We start from the raw sequence: 20,986 nt of genomic DNA on the forward strand, positions 1-20,986 counted from the left end.
GACTTTTATGTCTGCGATTAATTTATCAACAATCGACCGGGAAACCATTGTCGGTGCCATTCGTGAGGCCGAAAAAGACACCTCGGGAGAAATACGTGTACATCTGGATAAAAAATGTCCCGAAGATGTTTTAGATCGTGCAGCTTATTGGTTTGAAAAGCTGAAGATGCACAAAACAGCGCTTCGCAATGGCGTTTTGTTTTATGTGGCCGTTGACGATCATAAGTTTGCCATTTTGGGCGATGCCGGTATCAATGCCAAGGTGCCTGCCGGTTTTTGGGATGACATTAAATGCACACTTTTATATTATTTCCAAAAAGGGGACTTGGCAGGTGGATTGGCTGTGGGAATTCGTATGAGTGGTCAGCAATTGAAAGCTCATTTTCCCTATCAGTCCGATGATGTCAACGAATTACCCGATGATATCTCCTTTGGAAAATCATGACGTGGGCATTCGCAGTTTTTAAATCGAAAATGTAATTGTATGAAATATTTCATGTTGGTCGTTCTGTGCGTCTTGTCCGTTGGTGTAATGGGACAAAATATCCCGGAACGCCCGAATCCACCCCGGTTGGTTAATGATTTTGCCGGAGTGATGACTGCCGAACAGGTGCAACAAATTGAAAACGCGTTGGTGAAGTTCTCTACCGAAACATCTACGCAAATAGCTGTGGTAACTGTTTCAACGCTCGATGGTTCTGATGCTGCCAATTATGCTTTTCAGCTTGGGGAAAAATGGGGCATTGGTCAAAAGGGGAAGAATAATGGGGTTTTAATTTTGGTAAAACCAAAATATGGCAAAGACAGGGGGCACGCTTTTATTGCGACGGGTTATGGCTTGGAGGGGGCTGTTCCTGATGCCATTGCCAACCGAATTGTCGATTTGGAAATGATTCCGCATTTTCGTCAAAACGATTATTATGGAGGTATTGCATCGGCAGTGACTGTCATCATGCAGCTGACCCGTGGCGAGTTTACCGCCGATGAATATGCAAAAAAGAAGAGTTTCCCTGTTGGATTAATCGTGATCATCGTTTTGGTGGTTTTGTTTTTCGTGTTAGGTAATAAAAGTAAATCATCCACGCGGCACTATAGCAGTCGTGGTTCCGATTTGCCTTTGTGGATGCTTTTGGGCGGCATGGCTGCCGGTTCATCTCGCAGTCGGGGCGGTAGTTTTGGGAGTTTTTCTTCCGGTTCTGGTGGCTTTGGCGGTTTTGGCGGCGGTGGTTTTGGCGGTGGTGGTGCCGGCGGGAGTTGGTAATGTCATTGTTATTTGTTTGATATACAGAAATGAAGGATGCCTGTTGTTCTCCCCGGAGACTTCAGGCTTTTTTTATTTGAAAATCTTAGGCGTGTGACATACTTATTAACATCTGCTAACGTTTTTGGAGTATGAAAACACCCAAGCGTATAAACCGGCGTCTGGTGATGCTGTTGTTGTTGATATTTGACCTGATGGGAGGTGTGGGCATGATGTTGATGCTTCGCCATTTGCATCCTTATCTCGATATGGTATTTCCCGGATCCATGTCGGGGTTGAATAATCTCTCGTTTTTTGCCGAAATGTCCGTTTTTACCCTTTATTGGATGATGCTTTTTGCATTGTCCGGCTTTTATCGTCAGATTGTGCAAAAGGGGATCGGGCTGTATATGACCACTTTTCTTGGCGTCTTGATTGTTGGGGAAATCGTTTTCATTTTTTTCTGTTACCTGCGTAACGATTATTTGTTTTCGTATGGTTATGCGCATTTCTTATGGGCACAAGTTTCGTTTTTGTTTCTGTTTTATGGTTTACCAAGGGTAGTTTATTATGTTGTGGTTCAGTATCTGACGCGAAAAAGTCATTTGGCCATACATGCCATACTCGTTGGCAATAGTACACGTGCATTCAATCTTAAAAGTGAATTGTCCAAATTTATTGATGGTGCTCGTTATCATTTTGTTGGGTATGTCGATGTTGAAAATGGCAAGGCTTTGAGTGAATCGGAAATGCAATTGCCTCGCTTGGGGATGGTTGATGAATTGGATGGTTTGCTTTCCAATTATCCGGTCGATGAAGTGGTGTTGGCACTCGAATTCAAAGATTCTCGTTTGGTGCAGCATATCCTAAATGTGGGTAAGCAACGCAACCTGGTTTTGCGTTTTTTGCCCGACATCAATGCCATTTTGGAAGGCGCTGTAAAAATGACGAATCTGCACGGAACCCCATTGATTACCATCCACAATCGGTTGATGCCCGAATGGCAAATGGTTTTGAAGATACTGATGGATTATTCGATATCGGTTCTTGCCATTCTTTTGGCATTGCCTTTGATTCCCATTATTGTATTGGGGATTAAGATGACATCGCCCGGCCCGGTGTTATACTTTCAAACTCGGTTGGGGAAGAATCGAAAACCGTTTAAAATCATCAAGTTCCGTTCTATGTATGTGGATGCCGAAAAGGATGGACCGGCTTTGTCGTCTGATCATGATCCGCGCATCACTCCCGTTGGGCGCATCATGCGTAAATGGCGAATCGATGAATTACCTCAGTTTGTAAATGTGCTCATGGGACATATGTCGGTAGTGGGGCCTCGTCCCGAACGACGCTACTTCTTCGATAAGGTCATTCATCAGGCTCCATACTTTGTGCACCTGTCGAGGGTGAAGCCAGGCATTACATCATGGGGGATGGTGAAATACGGTTATGCCGAAAATGTGGAGCAGATGATCTCACGTGCTGAATATGACATTCTTTACCTCGAAAATATGACCCTGATGGTGGATGTCAAAATTATCCTTCACACCCTTCGTATTTTGTTGACAGGCAAAGGAAAATAATGTCAGATTTATTTGGGGGCTTTCTTATAGAGATATAAACCAATAAAAGCGAAGACGATATTGGGCAGCCAAACAGCTAATAGCGAATTCATGCTTCCGCTGATGGCAAATGTGGTCGATACGGTCATGAACAGGATGTAGGTAAAGCTCAATCCGATGCCCGTTCCGATGTGAAGTCCCATGCCACCCCTGGTCTTGCGTGAAGCCAGGGATACTCCAATGAGCGTGAGGATGAATGCCGAAAAAGGTGATGCAATCCGCTTATATTTTTCTATCACAAATTCTTCAATATTGCCTACGCCCCGGTTTCGTTGTTCGTCAATGTAAGCGTTGAGGCGCGGATTGGTCATGGTTTCGTAATAGTTGCGTTCTATTTTAAAGTCAGAAGGTTTCAGGTTGAGCATTGAATCAATTTTTTCACCCTTGCTGATTTTCATCGAGTTGTCAGCATTGAAATCGCGAATCAGGTAGTCCTTCAATATCCAGCTGCCATCGGTGGTGTCGTACACGATGCTTTGGGCGGTGAGTTTTGATTTAAGGCGTTTGCCGTCAAATGATTCGATGGTGAAGAAATCGCCTGTTTCGGTGAGCGAATAAAAACGGTACAAATAGATGAAAGTTCCCGGGGAGATTTGCATGTGCAAGTTGCTCAATCCCGATTCTCGCTTGTTTTTGACATAGGTGGTTTCAAATTTCAAGCGTGTCACGTTGGCGTTGGGAATTACAAAAGCACCCAATGTGAATGAAAACAAGCCAATGATCAATGCCCCCAGGAAGTAGGGGAACATCATGCGTCGAAAGCTTACACCGCTGGATAAAATGGCAATAATTTCCGATTGATAGGCCATTTTGGAGGTGAAAAAGATGACGGAGATGAAAATGAAAAGGGGGGTAAACAGGTTGGCAAAGTAGGGGATGAAGTTGAGGTAATAGTCAAATACAATGGCCTTGATTGGAGCTCCCTTTGATATGAAATCATCAATTTTTTCGGTGAAGTCAAAAACTACCGCGATGCTCATGATCAGCAAGAGGGAAAAGAAAAAAGTGCCCAGAAATTTACGCAGGATGTATAAGTCTAATTTTCTCAATGTATTGGCGTTGATGGGTTGTCTGTGCAAATCAAACTAAAAATCTCGGTTTCTGCAATTTCGATGCAATGATGGTTTACAAACGAGTGGCTACTTTTTTAACCATGATTGCTTTCCAGGCTGCAAATGTGCCAGCGGCAATGTGGTTGCGTGCTTCTTCAACCAGCCAAAGATAAAAAGCCAAATTGTGGATGGATGCGATTTGCGAAGCCAACATTTCTCCTGCAATGAATAAATGTCGAAGATAGGCTTTGCTATATGCCGTGTCAACATACGATTTTCCATTGGGGTCGATGGGCGAAAAATCGTCTTTCCACTTTTCGTTGCGTATGTTAATAATTCCTTCAGAGGTGAACATCATGCCGTTGCGACCGTTGCGTGTGGGCATGACGCAGTCGAACATATCTACCCCTAAGGCAATGTTTTCAAGTAAGTTGGCGGGTGTTCCAACGCCCATTAGGTAGCGTGGCTTGTCGGTTGGCAGAATGTTGTTGACCACTTCCACCATTTCGTACATTACTTCGGTGGGTTCACCCACTGCCAATCCTCCAATGGCATTGCCCTGGCGTCCTTGCGCAGCAATGGTTTCGGCCGACTGGATACGCAAATCTCGGTAACCACCCCCCTGAACGATGGGGAAAAATGTTTGTTCGTACCCATAATGCGCTTCGGTGCTGTCGAAACGTTCTAAGCCGCGCTTTAACCATCGATGGGTGCGTTCCATCGACTTCTTGGTGTATTGATAATCGGCATCGCCCGGGGCACATTCGTCAAAGGCCATCATGATGTCCGAGCCAATCACGCGTTGAATATCCACCACGTTTTCGGGGGTGAAAAAATGCTTTGAACCATCGATGTGACTTCTAAACATGGCCCCTTCTTCCGATAATTTGCGGTTTTCGCTTAGTGAGAATACCTGATAGCCGCCGCTGTCGGTGAGAATTGGGCGATCCCAGCCGTTGAATTGGTGCAAGCCGCCTGCTTTATGTAAGATCTCGGTTCCGGGGCGCAAGTATAAATGGTAGGTGTTGCCCAAGATAATTTTAGCATTGATATCTTCGCGCAATTCTTTAAAATGCACACCTTTGACCGATCCCAAGGTTCCCACAGGCATGAAAATGGGGGTGGGTATTTGCCCGTGGGCGGTGGTAATGAGGCCGTGACGAGCTTTGCTGCCGGAATCGGTGTGAAGTAATTGGAATGTCATGTTTTTTGTCCTGAAAAATGGCTCACAAAGATATAAAATGTGGTGGAAGACGGGGTTGCAATTATTTTAATTTAGGTTTTCGTTTTTTTCTTTTTATCATCTTTAAATCCTCCAAAAAAATCGCATTTTTGACAAAATTTGTAACCCTTGGAAACAATCTCGCTTATCCCTGAAAATTCCGTCAGTTGGGTGTTGGCATCTATAGGAGCAGCAGCCTGCCTGGTGCAGGTGCTTTTTTACCTTATTGTGATGAGGAAAGTATCGCGCCCATTTCCTACTGTTCATTCCTCTCGTTTGCCGGCTGTGTCGGTGGTGGTTTGCGCTAAGAACGAAGCCGCCAATCTCAGTAAATTCCTGCCTATTATACTTACTCAGGATTATCCTCAGTTCGAGGTTGTGGTGGTGAACGATGCATCTACCGATGATTCCGACATGGTGTTGGCGCAAATGAAAATAAGTTATCCCAACTTGTATTACACAACAATTCCGGTCGATCGACGCTTTTTGCATTCAAAAAAGTTGGCTGTTAATATTGGCATTAAAGCTGCTAAATATGAGCATTTGCTGTTTACCGATGCCGATTGCATGCCCGAAAGTGATCATTGGATTCGGTTGATGATGAGTGGCTTTGCCTCACCAGGCAAAGAGTTAGTTGTTGGTTATTCTCCTTATGCACGTCTTAAGGGAATGTTGAATTGCTGGGTTCGTTACGAAACGTTTTGGAATGGGTTGCAGTACCTTGGGTTTGCGCTCATGGGGAAAGCATACATGGGAGTTGGCCGAAACATGGCTTATACCAAATCTCTGTTTCAGCGCAATAGTGGTTTTTCACGTCATGTTTATCTGGCATCAGGTGACGATGATTTATTTGTCAGAGATGCAGCAACGCCCGACAATGTGGCCGTTGTTGTTGCCCCGGGCAGTAAAATGCGATCGCAACCGGTGACAAGTTGGGGTAATTGGATGATGCAAAAAGCTCGACATTTGTCAACGGCTCCTTTATATCAGCCTAAATTCAAATTTCTTCTCAGCTGTGAGCCGGTTTCTCGCGAGTTGTTATGGGGTATTGCGCTTTACTCTGTAATTTTTAATACTTTTGCGGCTGTCGGGGCTGGTTTGTTATTGGTGAAACTCCTCATCCAGCTTGTTGTTTTGGGGAAAGGAGCAAAAAAACTTGAAGAAGGGAAAATTTACTGGTCTTCTTTGTTGTTTGATTTCATCATTCCCATTATCTTAGGTTATATTTATGTGCGGAATTATTTTCGCCCCAATCGAATCAAATGGAAATAAATCCTAATCTTTCGGATAAAGCAAAATATGATCTTGATCTCGTTCAAAAAGCTGTTGACGGGGATCAAAAGGCATTTGCTGAGCTGATGGGAAGGTATCGGGATGCCATTTTTTTTATGTTGCTCAAAATGGTCAATAATAAAAGCGATGCCGAAGATTTGACCATCGAGGCTTTTGGAAAAGCCTTTCGTAACATCCAACAGTATTCTCCTAATTATGCCTTTAGTACGTGGTTGTTTAAAATCGCGTCCAATAATTGCATCGATTTTTTACGAAAAAAGCGTACCAATTACGTTTCCATTGATGGAGGGATTTCCGAAGACCGTGAAAATGAACCTACCATTCACCTCAAAGATGAAACACCCGATCCGGAAGAGAGTTTGATTAAAGATCAGAAGGCAGTGTTGATGCGAACCATTGTTCAGAAACTCAAGCCTCGTTATCGTGTTTTGGTCGAATTGCGGTATTTTAAAGAATACAGTTACGAAGAGATTGCCGAAGAATTAGATTTGCCTATTGGAACTGTCAAGGCTCAATTGTTTCGTGCCCGGGAATTGTTGTTTCAAAGTCTTAAAAATACCGGCGTTAAATTTGACTGATGCCATTGTATCTAATTTGTATATGACCATTATTGACCATTATTTTTCCGGCCTTTCTGCGACACAGCAACATCAATTTGCCGAATTATTACAATTGTATATCGACTGGAATGCAAAGATTAACGTCATTTCCCGCAAGGATATTGATCAGTTGATGGTGCATCACGTGTTGCATTCGTTGGGCATTGCCAAGTTTATTCGTTTTTCAGCATCAACACAGATACTTGATGTGGGTACCGGGGGCGGTTTCCCCGGCATTCCGCTGGCGATTATGTTTCCCGATGTTCAATTTCATCTGGTTGATAGCATTGGAAAAAAAATTAAGGTGGTGCAAGGTGTGGCCGATGCACTGGGGCTCTCTAATGTGACTGCTGAGCAGGCGCGCGTAGAGCAATTGACCGGCAAGTATGATTTTGTGGTCAGTAGGGCTGTGACTGCTTTTCCTGATTTTGTGGCCCTTTCTCGTCATGTTATCAATACTGTTCAGCACAATGCGGTGCCCAATGGAATTCTCTATTTAAAAGGAGGTGATTTTGATGCTGAATTAAAACCCTTTGGACGAAGAGCGGTTGTGGTTTCATTGACAGAATATTTTACAGAGCCTTTTTTTGAAACTAAAAAGCTCATTCATTTACCATTGTGATGATTGCCTGAGTATGGTAATGTCTTGAAAAAAAAGATTGAAAAATTGGGTTGGTTTAAAAAAAACTCTAATTTTGCAGTCCAATTTTGAAGTTATAGACATAAACGACGATAAAAACGTACGACGATGAAAAGGACATTTCAACCATCTAACAGAAAACGCCGTAATAAGCACGGTTTTCGCGAAAGAATGAGCACCGCTAACGGTCGCCGCGTGTTGGCTGCCAGACGAGCTAAAGGGCGTAAAAAACTCACTGTATCAAGCGAAGCAAAGCATAAAGCTTAATGTGATATTGCTTAACGACAAAGAACCCATTAGGGTTCTTTGTCGTTTTTGCATGTTTCTGTTTGTTGTGTTTTGATTGACTTGCAATCATCATTTGTAGGTCGTCAGGGGGATGTTTTGCGTTTAAAGAAGTGTGAAGATTTGAGAATCAAAGCGCATGATATAAGACAATGCGTTTTGTTAATCATGCTATCGTGTGTTGAAACGTGATACTTGACTCGTTTCATGTGGCAAATTTCTCTCTGGTTTCGTGAATCTCATTATTTTCAATAATTTTGGGTTGAAATGCAATTTTGTGGCTTGAATGCTAATCTGTTCCGTATGAAGAATTTTTTTCAATTTTTAATCAGCAAGCAATTTCTGAAGCACTTTGGACTGTCTCTTGTTGTGCTATTTGTTTTGATATTGTTGACTTTTCTATCGCTCAGTTTGTACACACGTCATGGGCAGTCCGGTGAAGTACCTGATTTTACTGGGCTCTCTGAGGATCAATTTGCTCAAGTGATCGACAATAATGATTTGCGTTATCTGGTGATTGATTCAGTGCATGTGAAGGGGGTGTTGCCGGGGGTGGTGGTTGATCAAACACCAAAAGCTGGTGCCCGTGTTAAAAGTAATCGCACCATATTTTTTACCATTAACGCCATGACTCCTGAAAAGGTGTTGATGCCCCGTCTGATTGATTATTCAAGTCGCAACGCTCAAGTGATGTTGGAATCGTATGGACTAAAAATAGGGAAACTGATTTACGTTCCTTCTGAATATGCCAATTTGGTTGTAGGTCAGCATTTTCAAGGTAAACCGGTGGAGCCAGGCACGCCTCTTTTGCGCGGTGCCGAAGTGGATTTGTTAATCGGTAAAGGGCTCAGTGATGAACGAACTCATTTGCCTGATTTGACTAATTTGAAGGTCGATGAGGTTCGCATTTATTTGCAGCGTGTGTCGCTCAATTTGGGAATTGTGGCTTATGATGCCTCTGTGGTCACAACGGCTGATTCGATGAATGCCTTTGTGTGGAAGCAGAGTCCCGTTTTTTCTCAGGGAACGAAACTTCAGGTGGGCTCTTCCGTAGATGTTTGGGTGACTGTAGATTCTTCGCGTGTGGCCGCAATGACGGCTCCTGCTGTTGATGAGGATGAAGAGGTTTCTTTTTAAATATTAATTGTCGTGTTGCATGGTGTGTGAAGAGAAGGATGTTCTCGAGGATGAGTTGGATGACCTGTCCATTGGTGGAGAAATGTATGAGCATTACCGCTTTGTTGCCGATGCCGGCCAGGGGATGCTCCGTATTGATAAATTTTTAGTATGCCGAATTGAACATGCCTCTCGTACCAAAATACAGGAAGCAGCTGATGCGGGACGAATTTTGGTAAATGACCAGCCTGTAAAACCAAATTATAAGGTGAAACCCCTGGATGTGGTTTCGATTGTGATGGCTCATCCGCGGCGTGAATTGGTTATAGTACCCGAGCAAATTGATCTTGATATTGTTTATGAAGATGATCAGTTGTTAGTGGTTAATAAACAACCCGGTTTGGTGGTGCATCCCGGGCATGGGAATTACAGTGGTACTTTGGTGAACGCCTTGGCCTGGCATTTGCGTGACAACCCCATTTTTCAGGCGTCGGATCCGCGTCCCGGTCTGGTTCATCGCATCGATAAAGATACCTCGGGATTGATGGTGATTGCCAAAACGGAATATGCCAAGCTATTTTTAGCTCGTCAGTTTTTCGATAAAACCACTACACGTACTTATCAGGCCATTGTATGGGGGGTGCCTTCTCCCCCGCAAGGAACCATTACGGGGCATATCGGTCGTAGTCTCAAAGATCGGATGCAGATGGCCGTTTTTCCCGGTGGCGAGTATGGAAAACATGCCGTGACGCATTTTCGACTGCTCGAAAATTTGGGATATGTCTCGTTAATTGAGTGTCGTCTCGAAACAGGCAGAACTCATCAGATACGTGCTCATATGAAGCATATTGGCCATCCCCTTTTTAATGATGAACGTTACGGGGGAAATGAAATATTAAAGGGAACCACTTTTGCGAAGTATAAACAGTTTGTGCAAAATTGTTTCGGTGTTTTGCCCCGTCAGGCGTTGCATGCTAAAACGCTTGGGTTTGTTCATCCATCAACTGGAGAGCGATTGTCATTCGATAGTGAATTGCCCGATGACATGGTATTGGCTGTTGAGCGGTGGCGAACCTATATTGCCGGTCGTGGTGGAGATGAATAATGTTGTTTGAATACTTATTTGTAGTTTCATAATTCAGGGTGTCAGTTTGACGCCCTTTTTTGTGCCTTTAGTCAAACCCCCTGTTTGGGGGGTTGCCTTTGCCGAATTGTCGTGGTAAATTATCTCAAAATTTCGGCTATGACATCCAAAATCGATTTCTTAACCCGGTGGATCGAACGATTTAATCGTTTTAAAATCGGAACACGTCTATCGTTTTCTTTTATGTTGATCATGGTGTTGTATTTGATCAACTTGGTATTTCTTCTGTTGGTGATGAATAATTCTTCACAATCCTCATCCGACATTTTTAATAAAAACGTGATGAGTATGAATTATTTGCTCGAAGCAGATAGGGATTTTTATCAATCTAATTTAGCACTCTCTCACGTGATTAGTGCTCAGCTTGCCCAAAAAACAGAGGGGGTTGATAAATTGTGGGATGATGTTTTCGCCAACATGGAACAAGTTCAAACCCGATATGGAAAGTTTAAGTTGTTGTTTGATTTGGGAGCCAAGCAATCTTATTTGGATAATGATTCTCTTTTCCAAATTGAAAGTGTTGATGTTTTAAAGTTTGCCACTCAAATTAAAGAAGCATTAAATGCCAACCAAATTGAAAAGGCAATGGCTTTATATCAAGAGAGTTATCTGACTACGTTTGAAGATGCTCGTGAGATTATTAATTTATTTACCGAGGAGTTGATGAATACGGCTCAAGCAGAGCAGAAAAGTATTGAGGCGGCTTCATCACGTTCCATCAAGCTCTCAATTCTGATTTGTGTGATTGTGCTCATTGTGATGATTGTAGCGGCTTATTTTGTGACACAAAGCATATTACGACCATTAATGCAAGTGTGGCATCTATCCGGGCAGGTGGCGAAGGGTGATTTGTCTGAAAATGTGGAGGTGTTTGGTAAAGATGAGTTGTCTCAAATGATGCAGTCGTTTCACGAGATGATTGACAAATTGAGGGCTACGATTCAGAATATTCGTCAAAGTGCCAATGAATTGGTTGCAGCCAGTGGTGAGTTGGCCAATGCTTCGGGGAATATCTCATCGGGTGCCAGCGAGCAAGCCGCAGCGGCTGAGCAGGTTTCTGCCAGTGTGGAACAGATGTTTGCCAGCATCATGCAAAACCTCGAGAATTCGAAAATGACCGAAGAAATTGCCGTTCGAGCAGCAAAAACCATCGATAAAGGAAAAGATGCCATGGATTTGACCATTCATGCCATGCAGGAAATTGCTCAAAATATCACCATCATCAATAGTATTGTTTATAAAACCGATTTGCTCTCTATTAACGCGACTGTTGAAGCTGCACGTGCGGGTGAAGCCGGGAAAGGTTTTGCTGCCGTGGCTGCTGAGGTGCGTAAGTTGGCTGAACTTAGTCGCTCATCGGCCGATAAAATTGAAAAGTTGGTGTCTGACAATACACGCCAGGCAATAAACTCGGGAGAAGTATTAGCCAACATTGTACCTGATGTGAATAAGACTGCCGATTTGGTGCAGGAAATTACCTCTGCCAGTAATGAGCAGCACACCAATGCGACTCAGATTAATGCGTCGGTGATGCAGTTGAGTCAGTTGGCTCAAAACTATTCAGCACTTTCAGAGGAGTTAGCCTCCAGTTCCGAAGAGGTGGCTGCTCAGGCAATGAATCTGAAAGGTGCTGTCAATTTCTTTATGCTCGAGAAAACTGAAAAGTCTGGAAGGATTGATGGTATTAAAACACAAATCAGTGAATTGCTTAAGGCTATTGAAACTCTCGAAGGAGTTTCCTTTGAAGGCAATGAAGATTCTAATGTGCTGAAGTCATTTCGTTCTAAAGTTGAGGTGAAGTCTCAGACAGATGCTTCATCTGTGGAGCAACTAAATAAAAATAGAGAGGTGATTTCTAAGTTTGATGAAGACGAATTTGAGTCGATTTAAACAGGGTTTGACTGTCATTGTTATTATGCCTGTCGGGATTCAATGCCCCGGCAGGTTTTTTTATGTGGGGTGTCGTGTTGTTGCCTTTGATATGGCTTAAATTGTAGCGGGACGCGGTTTGCCAAGCCAAAAGAATGTGTTACTTTTGCGCCTAAATATAAAAGATTGACAGTGAGTTCTGAATCAAGGTATAATCAACGGGGCGTTTCGGCATCGAAAGATGATGTGCACAATGCCATAAAAAATATTGACAAGGGGTTGTTCCCGCAAGCGTTTTGCAAAATTGTTCCCGATATGCTGGGCGGCGATGAGGAGTATTGTAATATCATGCATGCCGATGGTGCAGGTACCAAGTCGTCATTGGCTTATCTTTATTGGAAGGAAACCGGTGATTTGTCAGTTTGGCAAGGGATTGCTCAGGACGCCATTGTGATGAACCTCGATGATTTGTTGTGTGTGGGGGCAACTGAGAATATTTTGCTTTCATCTACCATCGGACGCAATAAAAACTTGATTCCTGGTGAGGTGATTTCGGCCGTGATCAATGGAACTGAAGAGTTATTGGCGCAACTGCGCGAGTTGGGTGTGTCCATTTATAGCACCGGAGGCGAAACCGCCGATGTGGGTGACTTGGTACGTACCATCATCGTCGACAGTACTGTAACCTGTCGCATGAAGCGTTCTGATGTGATTTCTAATCACCGTATTCAGGCTGGTGATGTGATTGTGGGTCTTTCTTCGAGTGGTCAGGCAACATACGAATCGTTCTATAATGGCGGGATGGGAAGTAACGGATTGACTTCGGCCCGACATGATGTCTTTGCTAACTATTTGGCGCAAAAGTATCCCGAAAGCTATGATCCGTCGGTTCCTAAATCGTTAATTTATTCCGGTGGTTACCAGTTGACGGACGCTGTTGATGGTAGTCCTGTTGATGCAGGTCATTTGGTGCTTTCACCCACGCGTACTTATGCCCCGGTGGTGAAAAAAGTCCTTGATGAGCTTCGTCCTCACATTCATGGGATGGTGCATTGTTCGGGAGGAGCACAAACCAAAGTGATGCATTTTGTTGATAATGTGCATGTGATTAAAGATAATCTGTTTGAACTCCCACCATTGTTCCGTATTATTCACGAGGAGTCTAAAACCGACTGGGCAGAAATGTACAAGGTGTTCAATATGGGGCATCGATTTGAAATTTATACCTCGCCCGAGCATGCGAACCGCATCATTGAAATATCTCAATCGTTTGGAATTGATGCAAAGGTTGTTGGACGTTGTGAAGCCTTTGCTGGGAAAAAGCTCACCATTCGCAGTGAATTTGGAACTTTTGAGTATTGATTTGACATGGCAAACGAAAATTCGTTGTTGATTCAGTTGCAGGGCATTCGTCTTCGTTTTGAAGAAGTGGCCACGCAAATCACTGATCCATCTGTGATTGTTGATCAAAAAAGGTTTGTGAAACTTAACAAGGAGTATCGCGAACTTGAAAAAGTGGTGGCTGCCCAAGATGAATATCGAAATGTGCTGGATAACATTCAGTCGGCGCGTCAGATTCTGAAAGACGAAACAGACGAGGAGCTTCGGGAGATGGCAAAAGCCGAGTTGGATGAATTAGAAGCTCGTCTACCCGAGATGGAAGAAAACATCAAGTTGTTACTCATTCCGGCTGATCCAGAGGATAGTAAGAACGCTGTGGTGGAGATACGTGCCGGTACAGGCGGTGACGAGGCCAGTATTTTTGCCGGCGATTTGTTTAGAATGTACACCAAGTTCTGCGAAAGTCGAAATTGGAAAATCGAGGTCACCAATGTGTCGGAGGGAACGGCCGGTGGATACAAAGAAATCGTCTTTAACGTGACCGGTGACGGAGTTTATGGCATTTTGAAATACGAATCGGGGGTGCATCGGGTGCAGCGAGTGCCTCAAACGGAGACGCAGGGACGTGTGCATACGTCGGCTGCATCGGTGGCTGTGCTGCCCGAGGCTGAAGAGTTTGATGTGGTGGTTAAAATGGAAGATATCCGTAAGGATACATACTGTTCGTCGGGCCCCGGCGGACAGAGTGTTAACACGACCTATTCGGCTATCCGACTAACGCACATTCCTACCGGGATTGTGGTGACATGTCAGGATCAAAAGTCTCAGTTGAAAAACTTTGATAAGGCATTGGTGGAGTTGCGAACCCGAATTTACAACCTCGAGTATCAGAAGTATCTGGACGAGATATCTTCTAAGCGTAAAACGATGGTTTCAACAGGTGATCGCTCTGCGAAAATTCGTACTTATAATTATCCTCAAGGTCGCATTACTGACCATCGCATTAATTTTACTTTATATAATTTGGCTGCTGCCATGGATGGTGAGATACAGTCGATTATTGATAAATTGATTATAGAGGAGAATGCTGAGCGTCTGAAAGCAAGTAGTTTGTGATGTTTTTTATTGAATTTATTAAAACGATAATGATATGACCCGGAGTGAATTGTTTGAACAAATACGCCGTAAGCGCAGCTATTTGTGCGTAGGCCTGGATACCGACATCAATAAAATTCCCCGTTATTTGCTCGATACGAGTGATCCGGTGTTTGCCTTTAATCAACAGATTATTGATGCAACCCATGATTTGTGTGTGGCCTATAAACCCAATTTGGCTTTTTATGAGAGCTTGGGGGTAAATGGGTGGAACAGTCTTGAGAAGACGGTCAATTACATCCGTTACAATTATCCCGATTTGTTTATTATCGCCGATGCCAAGCGTGGCGACATTGGAAACACTTCGGGTATGTATGCCAAAGCGTTTTTTGATGCCATGGATTTTGATGCTGTTACGGTGGCTCCCTATATGGGGGAAGATTCGGTGACTCCTTTTTTGACTTACGTGGGGAAATGGGTGATTTTGTTGGCTTTGACTTCCAATAAGGGAGCCTTCGATTTTCAGTTGATGACCGAAAATGGTGAAAAGCTCTACGAAAAAGTGTTGAAAACCTCTCAGTACTGGGGTACGTCCGATAACCTGATGTACGTGGTGGGGGCTACCAAGGCTGAAATGATTGCTGACATTCGTCAATTGGTTCCTGATCATTTTCTGTTGGTGCCGGGTGTCGGTGCTCAAGGCGGAAGCCTGCGCGAAGTGACCGAAAAGGGAATGAATGATCAGTGCGGTTTGTTGGTGAATTCGTCACGTCAGATTATTTATGCTTCGGATGGTGAGGATTTTGCTGCAAAAGCTCGTGAGGCTGCAAAAGAGGTGCAGATAGAAATGGAGGCGTTACTCGATGCACATCGTTTATTGTAAATAAGTGGGTTTGGCATTGTTGTTGTATCGGTTTTGCCATTTTTAATCCTTTTAAATGATCTGTTTATGCGTTTATATTTTAGTATGATGCTGATGGTTGTCTTGTTGCTTGCAGCAGAGAATCTGAGTGCACAGGTTGATCAAAAATATCGCATCGGGATGGTGTTTACCCCCCAGATTTCATGGTTGAAAACTGATAACAACAGTGCTGATAATGGTTCTGGTTTGTTTGGGTACAATTTTGGGGTTTCTGTCGATCGGTTTTTTACGCCCAATTATGCCATTAATACGGGGTTGACTATCAATACCACCGGTGGTGTGTTGACTTATGGCCAAGGATTGTTGATGAATATCGGAGATAAGACCGAATTGTTGAAAAAAGTGACCTATCGCCTTAAATACATTGAAGTTCCGGTGGCACTCAAGTTGCGCACCAACGATTTTGGCCGTTTGGCTTATTATGGTGTGTTTGGGATGAGTGCCCAAATTGGCATCAAAAGTACCGATGGGAACGATAATGAAATCAGTGATTACGTGCGTGATTTGAATACCGCTTACCATTTTGGCGGAGGTGCCGAATATTCGTTAGGGGGCTCTACTTATTTGTTGTTTGGGCTGCAGTTTCATAATGGATTGAATGACATTACCAAACATCCAGATTTTAGAGACAAGGCCATCCTGAACCGATTGGTGTTCAATATGGGGCTGATTTTTTAACGTTGGCTTCCTTTTTTTATGGGATAATGATTTGTGAATGGGCAGTTTTAAATAAGCTGCCCATTTTTGCTGCGTTTATTTGGCAGATGGTGAGCTTTTCGTATTTTTGAAATGTTTTAGAACATAGTTTTAAAACACAAAAATTTATGGGGAACAAGAAAAAAATAGTCGAGAAAGAACATACCATTAAGGACATACCACAAGTTTTTAATGTGTTGACGACCGAAGAACAGGCGTATTTGTTGCAAAATCATCAAACTCTCCGATTCAAAAAAAACGAGATTATTTACCACGAAGGAGAACCTCCTTTGGGCTTGATGTGTTTGAGTGACGGTAAAGTCAAGATATTTAAAGAGGGAGTCGGAGGGCGTGATCAAATTGTGCGCATGGCCAGTGGTGGATTCATTGGGTATCGTGCTTTTTTTGCCGGCGAAAGTCACATCGCTTCGGCTTTAGCCATGGAGTCTTGTGTGATTTTTTTGATCCCCAGTGATGTGATATATAAGCTTATGGAGTCGAATAATAAGCTTTGTATGAATATTATCCGATCGTTTGCATCGGAGTTGGGATTTACGCGTTATCGCATTGTGACCCTCACACAAAAGCATATTCGAGGTCGATTGGCCGAGAGTCTGGTGTTTTTGCGCGATATCTATGGGTACGAGGAAGACAATTGTACGCTTAGTATCTATTTGTCACGTGAAGATTTGGCCAATTTCTCAAACATGACCACATCTAATGCCATCCGGACTTTATCCAATTTTGTCAATGAAAATGTGATTGCTGTTGACGGACGCATCATTAAAATTCTTGATGAGGCAAAACTGGAACGCATCTCCAAACTTGGTTAATTATTCCTGGAAATAAACCCGAGGAACTCGTCGGCTAATGCCGGTGAGCACTTCGTACGGAATGGTTCCAATGGCTTGCGACATCTCCCAAAGCGGGTTTTGGTCGCCAAATATAATCACTTCGTCACCCTCCCTTGCTTTGATGTTGGTGATATCCAACATGCAAATGTCCATGCAAACATTCCCCACAATGGGAGCTTCCTGCCCATTAATCATCATCTTTCCTACGCCGTTACTCAATCGTCTATCCAGTCCGTCGGCATACCCAATGGGAACTACGGCAATGGTGCCTTTCGAGGGCAGTTTGCCGCGTCGCCCGTAGCCGATGGTTTCGTCGGAATTAACCTCTTTGATTTGTGATATGTACGATTTAAGCGTGGCCACATTACGCATGCCCCGATGGTTGACGGCGCTGATGCCATACAATCCGATGCCCAAACGCACCATGTCGTACTGAGCCTGGGGGAATCGTTCGATACCCGACGAGTTGAGGATGTGACGCCAAAAATGGTAACCAACGGCCTGTTCGATAAGGCTGGTGGCTTGTTCAAATCGTTCTATTTGTTGTTGGGTAAATGCATCATGTTCGGGGGCTTCGCTTCCGACCAGGTGCGAGAAAGCGGTTTTGATTTTTAATCGCGGATGATGTTTTAATTGTTCCGTAAGTTGAGGTATCTCAGTGGGCAAAAAACCCAATCGATACATTCCTGTATCTATTTTTAAATGAATGGGATATTCGTCAATGCCTTCGTTTTCGATGCACTGGGCAAATTCTGAGAGTAGTTTAAAGCTATATACTTCCGGCTCCAGGTCGTATTGCACCATTATGGGGAAGCTGCGTTTCTCTGGATTCATTACGATGATGGGCAAGGTGATGCCTGCACGGCGCAGTTCGATGCCTTCATCGGCAAAAGCCACGCCCAGGTAATCAACCTTTTGGTGTTGCAGCAGACCTGCAATTTCATACGAGCCGCTCCCGTACGAAAAGGCCTTGACCATTGCCAGTGTGCGGGTGCCGGGTTTGAGGCACGATCTGTAATAATTAAGGTTCGATGCAAGTGCATCCAGGTTGATTTCCATTACGGTCTGATGAAGCCTTTGTTCAAGATGCTCGGTGATGCGTTCGAACGTGAATTCCCGCGATCCTTTAATTAGTATCACTTCCCGATTGATTTTTTCACAAAGTTTTGAGCCTAAAAAATCGTCGGTAGAATGAAAAAACGATGTATTGCCGGTGAAAAGATGCGAGCAGGCTGATAGTTCATGACCGATGCCAATGAATCGGGTCACGCCTTTCTTTGCAACAAATTCTGCCACTCGCTTGTAGAGTTCCGTTTGTGGTAACCCGCTTTGGCGAATGTCCGACAGGATTAATGTTCGCGGCATCTCCTTTTGTCTGGCTTGCTGATTGAGGAAGTCAAGGGCGATTTCCAGCGAGGTGAAGTCCGAATTATAGGTGTCGTTAATGAGAAGACAGCCGTTTCGACCCTCTATTTGTTCCAATCGCATGGCTACGGGTTTGAGGCGTGCCACACGCTTGGTAAGCGTTTGAAGGTCGATGCCCTGATGTAGCACAAAGGTAACCGCATGCATGGCGTTTTCATACGATGCGGCATCGGTATAGGGGATGGTTAGTGTTGCTTGTCCTTCTGGTATTTCTATGTTGATTTCGGTGCCCGATGGTGTGATTTTTTTTGATTGAATTCTTAACCAGGCTTCGGAGGCAGTGCCCCAGCTAATTAGTTTTTTGTCATGAAAATGATTGACTATGGCTTGGTGGATGGGGGCGTGATCGCGACAGTAAAATAAGGTGTTGCAATCGACAAATAGCTTTAGTTTTTCGTCCAGCTTTTCTTCAATCGATTGGAAGTTTTCCTGATGTGCTTGCCCAATGTTAGTAATGAGTCCATACCCGGGCTGTATCATTTTTTGCAGGCGAATCATCTCGTTTTGGAACGAAATCCCTGCTTCAATGATGCCCAGTTGTGAACTGTTTTCAAGCAACCATAACGACAATGGCACCCCAACCTGGCTGTTGAAGCTGCGTGGCGAACGCGAGATGGGCATGTCGTCGCCAATTAGCTGTGCAATCCATTCTTTGACAATGGTTTTGCCGTTGCTGCCAGTGATGGCCATGATGGGGTATGGCATTTGCTGACGATGCGCTTTGGCTATGTTTTGCAGGGCCGTTAGTGTGTTGTTAACTTTGATGAAGCAGATATTTTCAGCCCATTCGTTGGTGTCGAAGTCGTTGTTGACGACAAAATGGGTGATCCCTTGTGCAATGAGGTCGTTGATGTATTGATGTCCATCGTGGCGCTCGCCTCTGATGGCAATGAAAAGGGTTTCGGGTGATGTAATGGGTTTGCGACTGTCGATGGAAAGGCGCGTGATGACCGATTGTGGAGTGCCAACAATGCGACCGTGTGCAAAGTCGGCTATTTGTGAGATGGTGTATGACATGTATGTATTGTCGTTGAAATACGCAAAAGCGTTAGGATGGTTTATTTGACTGAATGGCTTTGTGGTAACAAGTCCTGCAAAGGGGTTCGTAGGTAGATGTTTCTCCCAAAAGTAGTAATTGGTCGTTATTGGTGAGTCGGTGCGAGTAATGAGCCAAGTCGCCGCAGTGCATGCAAATGGCGTGAACCTTGGTGACGTATTCAGCCATGGCCATTAAAGCCGGCATGGGGCCAAATGGTTGCCCTTTAAAATCCATGTCAAGACCGGCAACAATGACGCGAATGCCCTGATGTGCCAACAGGTTGCATACTTCCGGAAGATTGGGGTCGAAAAACTGAGCTTCGTCAATGCCCACTACGTCAATGTTTCCACACAACAAGGGAATGTTGCCCGATGCGTCAACCGGCGTGGAGGCAATGCTGTTGGCATCGTGCGATACCACATGGGTTTGGCTGTATCGGATGTCGATGTTGGGTTTGAAAATTTCGACGGTCAAACCGGCAATACGCGCCCGCTTAAGACGCCTGAGCAGTTCCTCTGTTTTGCCCGAAAACATGGAGCCGCAGATGACTTCAATCCATCCTTTGCGGCGATCGCGCGGGGAGGTCTTTTCGAGAAACATGGGCTGACAGATTGTTTTTTAATGACTATCGTTAACTTTGCAAAAGTATAAAAACTGAGGGTCGAAAATTGTCATTATGGAAAAAGATGTGTTGTTGTCTGTCATCATAAGCAATCTCAAGGAGGTTGAGATGATGGTGGATTCCTTTAAAGGGAAGGAGTTGGTGATTCCCGCTTTCGTAAAAGTCACCCTTACCAAACTTGATAATATTCGTCAGGAAATCGAACTTTTTGAACAACTGAATGCGATATCATCTCAGCCGGTAAATATGCCCGATGTGGTTCATACTCCAGCTGTGCCGGTCGTATCGGAAGGTGCTGTAGCCGAAATAACTGCTGAAGTGCCCAATGTGACTGTATCAGCATCGACTCCTCATCGTTCCGAAATGCTTCTTGAAGTGGTTTCTGAAGAACCAGTTGCTGAGACTAAGATTATTGATGCACCTTCCATTCATATCGAAATTGATAAGCCCGAAATCATGGCGCCGACGATACCTTCGGTGCCTGTTGATGATACTCCAACGGTCGAACCTTCTGCACCCAAGCCTATAATTGAGAAGCCATCTTATCATCAGGAGCCTTCAGTCAAATCCAAACACACTTCTTTGGGTGATACCTTAGGTGGTGATAAGACGTCGTTGATCGATAAAATGGCGTCAGGACGTGATAGTGCCGGTTCAGCCACACAGGGAGCCCGTGTTGATGACATTCGTAAGGCCATTGGGATTAACGATCGCTTTTTGTTCTCCCGCGAGTTGTTTGGTAGCAATAATAGTTTGATGGAGCAGACAATTTTACAAATCAATGGTTTTAAAACCTACGATGAGGCCATGCAATTTCTGATTGCCAATTTTAACTGGCAAAGTAGCGACAGTACAGTGATGGCGTTTATGAATGTCGTGAAGCGGCGTTTTATTTAATGTGTTAATTTTT

Annotated in this window: 20 protein-coding genes; 16 read left to right on the forward strand and 4 right to left on the reverse strand. The window is 44.1% G+C overall.

Going from position 1 to position 20,986, the window contains the following annotated elements:
• Positions 1–7: 7 nt before the first annotated feature.
• The 3 genes from LX69_RS00910 (at position 8) to LX69_RS00920 (ending at position 2,823) form a co-directional block, all read left to right on the forward strand.
• Entirely contained in the window at positions 8–445 is a 438-nt protein-coding gene (locus tag LX69_RS00910) for a TPM domain-containing protein (protein ID WP_111443910.1), read from the forward strand.
• A gap of 39 nt (positions 446–484) precedes the next feature.
• Complete coding sequence (locus LX69_RS00915; protein WP_111443911.1) at positions 485–1,261, forward strand: TPM domain-containing protein; 777 nt, start codon at positions 485–487, stop codon at positions 1,259–1,261.
• A 131-nt stretch (positions 1,262–1,392) separates the two neighbouring features.
• Positions 1,393–2,823, forward strand: a complete 1,431-nt coding sequence (locus LX69_RS00920) for an exopolysaccharide biosynthesis polyprenyl glycosylphosphotransferase (RefSeq protein ID WP_111443912.1) — start codon at positions 1,393–1,395, stop codon at positions 2,821–2,823.
• Positions 2,824–2,831: 8 nt separating this feature from the next.
• On the opposite strand, the gene LX69_RS00925 is transcribed toward LX69_RS00920, so the two are convergent.
• Both LX69_RS00925 and tgt read right to left on the reverse strand, forming a co-directional pair.
• Complete coding sequence (locus LX69_RS00925; RefSeq protein WP_317046389.1) at positions 2,832–3,941, reverse strand: LptF/LptG family permease; 1,110 nt, start codon at positions 3,939–3,941, stop codon at positions 2,832–2,834.
• A 46-nt stretch (positions 3,942–3,987) separates the two neighbouring features.
• Positions 3,988–5,118, reverse strand: coding sequence for a tRNA guanosine(34) transglycosylase Tgt (gene tgt / locus LX69_RS00930; protein ID WP_111443913.1), 1,131 nt, complete (start codon positions 5,116–5,118; stop codon positions 3,988–3,990).
• A 147-nt stretch (positions 5,119–5,265) separates the two neighbouring features.
• Here tgt and LX69_RS00935 point away from each other — a divergent pair, with 147 nt between their 5' ends.
• The 12 genes from LX69_RS00935 (at position 5,266) to LX69_RS00990 (ending at position 16,969) form a co-directional block, all read left to right on the forward strand.
• Complete coding sequence (locus tag LX69_RS00935) at positions 5,266–6,408, forward strand: glycosyltransferase (RefSeq protein ID WP_111443914.1); 1,143 nt, start codon at positions 5,266–5,268, stop codon at positions 6,406–6,408.
• Positions 6,399–7,007, forward strand: a complete 609-nt coding sequence (locus LX69_RS00940; RefSeq protein WP_111443915.1) for an RNA polymerase sigma factor — start codon at positions 6,399–6,401, stop codon at positions 7,005–7,007. The genes LX69_RS00935 and LX69_RS00940 overlap by 10 nt, the downstream gene beginning before the upstream one ends.
• The gene (rsmG, locus tag LX69_RS00945) at positions 7,000–7,650 is read left to right on the forward strand and encodes a 16S rRNA (guanine(527)-N(7))-methyltransferase RsmG (RefSeq protein ID WP_245934905.1); all 651 of its coding nucleotides are present in this window, start codon (positions 7,000–7,002) and stop codon (positions 7,648–7,650) included. The genes LX69_RS00940 and rsmG overlap by 8 nt, the downstream gene beginning before the upstream one ends.
• A 126-nt stretch (positions 7,651–7,776) precedes the next feature.
• On the forward strand, positions 7,777–7,935 hold the full coding sequence (gene rpmH, locus LX69_RS00950; RefSeq protein ID WP_111443916.1) for a 50S ribosomal protein L34: 159 nt from the start codon (positions 7,777–7,779) through the stop codon (positions 7,933–7,935).
• A 321-nt stretch (positions 7,936–8,256) separates the two neighbouring features.
• Positions 8,257–9,090, forward strand: a complete 834-nt coding sequence (locus LX69_RS00955) for a PASTA domain-containing protein (RefSeq protein WP_170124177.1) — start codon at positions 8,257–8,259, stop codon at positions 9,088–9,090.
• Positions 9,091–9,109: 19 nt separating this feature from the next.
• Positions 9,110–10,174 carry an RluA family pseudouridine synthase gene (locus LX69_RS00960; RefSeq protein ID WP_111443918.1) on the forward strand — a complete coding sequence of 355 codons (1,065 nt, stop codon included), beginning with the start codon at positions 9,110–9,112 and terminating at the stop codon, positions 10,172–10,174.
• Positions 10,175–10,312: 138 nt separating this feature from the next.
• Entirely contained in the window at positions 10,313–12,103 is a 1,791-nt protein-coding gene (locus LX69_RS00965) for a methyl-accepting chemotaxis protein (protein WP_111443919.1), read from the forward strand.
• 171 nt (positions 12,104–12,274) lie between these two features.
• The gene (locus tag LX69_RS00970) at positions 12,275–13,444 is read left to right on the forward strand and encodes an AIR synthase related protein (protein WP_111443992.1); all 1,170 of its coding nucleotides are present in this window, start codon (positions 12,275–12,277) and stop codon (positions 13,442–13,444) included.
• Between the two features lie 6 nt (positions 13,445–13,450).
• A complete protein-coding gene (prfA, locus tag LX69_RS00975) occupies positions 13,451–14,539 on the forward strand; it encodes a peptide chain release factor 1 (RefSeq protein ID WP_111443920.1) in 1,089 nt (362 codons plus the stop codon).
• A gap of 34 nt (positions 14,540–14,573) precedes the next feature.
• Positions 14,574–15,401, forward strand: coding sequence for an orotidine-5'-phosphate decarboxylase (gene pyrF / locus LX69_RS00980; protein WP_111443921.1), 828 nt, complete (start codon positions 14,574–14,576; stop codon positions 15,399–15,401).
• 66 nt (positions 15,402–15,467) lie between these two features.
• Positions 15,468–16,118 carry a porin family protein gene (locus LX69_RS00985; protein WP_111443922.1) on the forward strand — a complete coding sequence of 217 codons (651 nt, stop codon included), beginning with the start codon at positions 15,468–15,470 and terminating at the stop codon, positions 16,116–16,118.
• Between the two features lie 146 nt (positions 16,119–16,264).
• The gene (locus LX69_RS00990; RefSeq protein ID WP_111443923.1) at positions 16,265–16,969 is read left to right on the forward strand and encodes a Crp/Fnr family transcriptional regulator; all 705 of its coding nucleotides are present in this window, start codon (positions 16,265–16,267) and stop codon (positions 16,967–16,969) included.
• Here the strand turns inward: LX69_RS00990 and LX69_RS00995 are convergent, their stop codons facing one another.
• Both LX69_RS00995 and LX69_RS01000 read right to left on the reverse strand, forming a co-directional pair.
• The gene (locus LX69_RS00995) at positions 16,970–19,432 is read right to left on the reverse strand and encodes a bifunctional UDP-N-acetylmuramoyl-tripeptide:D-alanyl-D-alanine ligase/alanine racemase (protein WP_111443924.1); all 2,463 of its coding nucleotides are present in this window, start codon (positions 19,430–19,432) and stop codon (positions 16,970–16,972) included.
• A 31-nt stretch (positions 19,433–19,463) separates the two neighbouring features.
• On the reverse strand, positions 19,464–20,054 hold the full coding sequence (locus LX69_RS01000) for a thymidine kinase (RefSeq protein WP_111443925.1): 591 nt from the start codon (positions 20,052–20,054) through the stop codon (positions 19,464–19,466).
• 76 nt (positions 20,055–20,130) lie between these two features.
• On the opposite strand from LX69_RS01000, the gene LX69_RS01005 reads away from it, so the two are divergent.
• On the forward strand, positions 20,131–20,973 hold the full coding sequence (locus LX69_RS01005; protein WP_111443926.1) for a hypothetical protein: 843 nt from the start codon (positions 20,131–20,133) through the stop codon (positions 20,971–20,973).
• Positions 20,974–20,986 lie beyond the last annotated feature (13 nt).

It is taken from the genome of Breznakibacter xylanolyticus (assembly GCF_003254275.1).
Taxonomy (GTDB): Bacteria; Bacteroidota; Bacteroidia; order Bacteroidales; family Marinilabiliaceae; genus Breznakibacter; species Breznakibacter xylanolyticus.